Source organism: Okeania sp. SIO3B5 (assembly GCF_010692555.1).
In the GTDB taxonomy this organism is placed as follows: domain Bacteria; phylum Cyanobacteriota; class Cyanobacteriia; order Cyanobacteriales; family Microcoleaceae; genus Okeania.
Genome location: NZ_JAAHHG010000317.1, coordinates 1 through 4,514, shown reverse-complemented (window position 1 = coordinate 4,514; position 4,514 = coordinate 1). Strand labels below are relative to the sequence as shown.

The window sequence follows — 4,514 nt, the reverse complement described above, 5'->3', positions numbered from 1 at the left end:
TTGGAAGGAAAATTGGAAGTTATTCCTAGTTTATTAAGAAAAGGCTTTTCTGTTGAAGAAATTGCCGAAATTTTAGAATTAGAAATTGAGCAAGTACGACAAGCTATTGCTAATTTGAATTAACTTAAATTGTAGGTTGGGTTGAGGCAACAAAACCCAACTAATTATTTCCCGTATTCCAGACTATTGTATTGGAAAAATTACCAGAAATGAGTCGTCAGGAGTTAGAAGCTATGTTTGGTATTGATGATTTGAAAAAAACCCGTTTTGCTCAGGAATTAATGGCAGAATCAAAAGCAGAGGGAGAAATTGAAGGAAAATTAAAGGTCATTCCTGGATTATTAAAAAAAGGCTTTTCCGTTGAAGAAATTGCGGAAATTTTAGAGTTAGAAATTGAGCAAGTGCGACAAGCTATTGCTAATTTGAATTAACTTAAATTGTAGGTTGGGTTGAGGCAACGTTAGCGTAGCTTACCCTACGGGTAAACCCAACTAATTATTTCCCATATTCCAGACTATATGTCTTAGAAAAATTACCAGAAATGAGTCGTCAGGAGTTAGAAGTTATGTTTGGTATTGATGATTTGAAAAAAAACTCGTTTTACTCAGGAATTAATGGCAGAAGTAGAAATAGTCTGATTTTTTATTTGCCATCTACTCGACACATTCGCCCGTTCGCCACTGCATTACTTTTGATAAAAAATGTTGGGTTTCCTGCTTTTAGGTTTAAAAACTAGAATCACAACATTATTACTGAAGCATCAGCATATAAAAAGAGGTAACAAAAATGAATTTCTTTGAACAGTTAGGTGATTTTTTTTCAAATGTAGGAGAACAAGCAACTTACTTTAGTTTAAGAGGAAGAATTAATATACTAAAAAAACAAGGTCAATTCGATGAAGCTATTGAATTAACTAAACAATCTTTAGATTTAGCTAGACAAATCTGGAGAAATGAAAATTCTGAAATAGCTAACAGCTTAAATAACCTAGCTTACTTATACTATTCCCAAGGAAAATACAGTGAAGCTGAACCTATTTTTAAAGAGGCTTTAGCTATGATAAAACGTTTATTTAAAACAGACCATCCTCTTGTTGCTAATAGCTTAAACAACTTAGCTTACTTATACTCTTATCAAGAAAGATATAGTGAATCTGAATCTCTTTTTCAAGATGCTTTAGCTATTTATAAACGTTTATTTAAAAGAGACCATCCTCTTGTTGCTACTAGCTTAAATGGCCTAGCTTTGCTCTACAATAATCAAGAAAGATATAGTGAAGCTGAACCTCTTTTTCAAGATGTTTTAGCCATGAGAAAACGTTTGTTTAAAACAGACCATCTTGATATTGCTAATAGCCTAAACAACCTAGCTTTGCTCTACAATAATTAAGAAAGATATAGTGAAGCTGAACCTCTTTTTCAAGAATCTTTAGCTATGAAAAAATGTTTGTTTAAAACAGACCATCTTGATGTTGCCAATAGCTTAAACAGCCTAGCTTTTTTCTACCATTCTCAAGGAAAATATAGTGAAGCTGAACCTCTTTATGAAGAGACGTTAGCAATGACAAAACGTTTGTTTAATGGAGACAATCCTTATGTGGCTAATAGCTTAGACGGCCTAGCTTTAATCTATCTTATTCAAGGAAAATACACTGAAGCTGAACCTCTTGTCCAAAATGCTTTAGCGATGAGAAGAAATTTGTTTAAAGAAACAGATTATCCTGATGTAGCTACTAGCTTAAACGACCTAGCTTTGCTCTACAATAATCAAGGAAAATACATTGAAGCTGAACCTCTTTTTCAAGAGGCTTTAGCTATGATAAAACGTTTATTTGGTGAAGACAATCCTGAGACAGCTACTAGCTTAAACGGCCTAGGTTTACTCTACAATAATCAAGGAAAATATAGTGAAGCTGAACCTCTTTTCCAAAAGGCTTTAGCTATTTATAAACATTGGTTTAAAACAGACCATCCTGATGTAGCTACTAGCTTAAACTGCCTAGCTATGCTTTACAGCAATCAAGGAAAATATAGTAAAGCTGAACCTCTTTTCCAAAAGGCTTTAGCCATGAGAAAAAGTCTGTTTAAAACAGACCGTCCTGATGTAGCAGTTAGCCTAAACAATCTAGCTATGCTCTACAATAATCAAGGAAAATATAGTGAAGCTGAACCTCTTTTTCAAGATGCTTTAGCTATTTATGAACGTTTATTTACCGAAAACCATCCTGTTGTGGCTACTACCTTAAATAACCTAGGTTTGCTCTACAAGAATCAAGGAAAATATGATAAGGCTGAAAATATTTTCAAAAAGGCTTTACAGATTTATAAACCCTTCTTTAAAATAGGCAATCTTGATATAGCTCGCAGCTTAAATAACCTCGCTACGGTGTACGATAAGCAAGGAAAATATAGTGAAGCTGAACCTCTTTTTCAAGATGCTTTAGCTATTTATAAACGTTTGTTTGAAACAAAGCATCCTTATTTGCCTACTACCTTAAACAACCTAGGTTTGATATACCTTAATCAGGGAAAATATAGTGAAGCTGAACATATTTTCAAAAAGGCTTTAGATATTTATGAACATTTATTGATTGGAGACTATCCTGATGTAGCTAGCAACTTAAACAACCTTGGTTTGCTCTATTTTATTCAAGAAAAATATAGTGAAGCTGAAGCTCTTTTCCAAAATGCTTTAGCCATAACTAAACGTTTGTTTACTGGAGGCCATTTTGACTTGGTTCGTAGCTTAAACAACCTAGCTGGAGTATGTGCTACAACTAACCACTATCAAGAAGCTCTAAAATTCTTCAAAGAAGCTACAGAAGTAGAACATCGCTTGATGAATCAGGAATTTTTAGGCAGTTCGGAAAATGACAGAATGCTTTTTCTAGACAATATTAGAACCACACAATATATTTTACTTTCCCTCATCTATCAACACTTTTATCCCCTAGAAAAATCTCCAGAAAAATTAGATGTTATTCACACCGCTTTAGATTTAGTCTTAAAACGTAAAGCCATCAGTAACGCTGCTGATGCAGCTTTCAATGCAGCAATAAATAGCGATCGCTACCCCCACCTCCAAGACTCTTTTGAAAAATATCGTTCTCTGTGGAAACAAATTGTTAATTTGCAGTCTTCTCTTTACTTACCCGAAAATTCATCTCGCCTCGAACCTAATAGAAAACTCCTGAAGGAACTATACATTGAAGTCGAAACTTTACAAAAAAAGCTCTCTGCTGAAGTGCCAGAAATGAACCTGGAAAATCAATTAGTCGATCGCCAAGAGGTTGCTTCAGAATTACCGGAAAATAGTACCTTAATTGAATTTGCTTATTTTCCTGTCTATGACTTTACTACTAATAAATATCAAACTCCTCATTATCTAGCTTTTATCTTACCTGCTAAAAAACCAGAAAAAGTGCAGATGATTGACTTAGGAGCAGCAGAAAAAATTGATAATTTAATTCGCCTGGTGCGTCAAACTATTTCCCCAGTCAACCTAGAAAATATGGCTCCCAGTACGAAAAATTGGAAACCAAAAACATCTAAAGCGTCAAATCCATCAAATCCATTTATTGAATTAACAACCACAGTTTTTCAACCCCTAAAAAAATACTTACAAGGCGAAAAATTATTTATTTTTCCCGACGGCAAATTAACTCTAATTCCGTTTGAAATTTTACCCGTAGATGGAGAAAATAATCAATTATTTATTGACAAATATCAAATTACCTATTTAACAGCGGGTAGGGATTTATTACGACATAAAAATCAACCCAAACCTACTGCCTCTGAGTCTTTAGTTATTGCCGATCCGAATTTTGATTTATCTGTAGAAATCCCCCCAACCCCCCTTAATAAAGGGGGCTTAGAAATTTCCCCAACTTCCTTTAGTAAAGAGGAAAAAACAGACTTATCTATTAACTTAAATTCTCTGAAAAGTGAAATTATTGAAACTTTCGGGCAAGAGGATGAAGAACGATTTTTACCAGTTCCGATGACTAGAGAAATTGCTCAAGCTGTTGCTACCGAATTTCAAGTCAAACCTCTATTACAAAATGATGCTTTAAAAACTCATTTAACTAATGGTAAATGTCCGAAAAAATTAGTTCTGGCAACTCATGGTTTCTTTTTAGAACAAGACGATCCCCCCCAACCCCCCTTTCTAAGGGGGGAGTTTGATAATTCCCCCCAACTTCCCTTAGAAAAAGGAGAGTTTGATAATCCCTTCCAACCAACTTTAGAAAGGGGGGAGTTTGATAATTCCCCCCAACTTCCCTTAGAAAAAGGAGAGTTTGATAATCCCTCCCAACTTCCCTTAGAAAAAGGAGAGTTTGATAATCCCTCCCAACCAACTTTAGAAAGGGGGGAGTTTGATAATTCCCCCCAACTTCCCTTAGAAAAAGGAGAGTTTGATAATCCCTCCCAACCAACTTTAGAAAGGGGGGAGTTTGATAATTCCCCCCAACTTCCCTTAGAAAAAGGAGAGTTTGATAATCCCTCCCAACCAAC

Annotated in this window: 4 protein-coding genes; all 4 read left to right on the top strand. The window is 34.8% G+C overall.

Annotated elements, in window-relative coordinates:
• Positions 1-191 precede the first annotated feature (191 nt).
• On the top strand, positions 192-431 hold the full coding sequence (locus tag F6K54_RS29920) for a hypothetical protein (protein ID WP_293085974.1): 240 nt from the start codon (positions 192-194) through the stop codon (positions 429-431).
• A gap of 110 nt (positions 432-541) precedes the next feature.
• Positions 542-736, top strand: a complete 195-nt coding sequence (locus tag F6K54_RS29915) for a hypothetical protein (protein ID WP_293085971.1) — start codon at positions 542-544, stop codon at positions 734-736.
• Positions 737-786: 50 nt separating this feature from the next.
• Positions 787-1,389 carry a tetratricopeptide repeat protein gene (locus F6K54_RS29910; RefSeq protein ID WP_293085968.1) on the top strand — a complete coding sequence of 201 codons (603 nt, stop codon included), beginning with the start codon at positions 787-789 and terminating at the stop codon, positions 1,387-1,389.
• Between the two features lie 45 nt (positions 1,390-1,434).
• A partial coding sequence (locus F6K54_RS29905) for a tetratricopeptide repeat protein (RefSeq protein ID WP_293085965.1) occupies positions 1,435-4,514 on the top strand: 3,080 nt, incomplete at its 3' end.

Bases quoted from the DNA above. Each gene is read 5' to 3' on its own strand.
- F6K54_RS29915 (WP_293085971.1), top strand. From the start codon at position 542: ATGAGTCGTCAGGAGTTAGAAGTTATGTTTGGTATTGATGATTTGAAA.
- F6K54_RS29910 (WP_293085968.1), top strand. From the start codon at position 787: ATGAATTTCTTTGAACAGTTAGGTGATTTTTTTTCAAATGTAGGAGAA.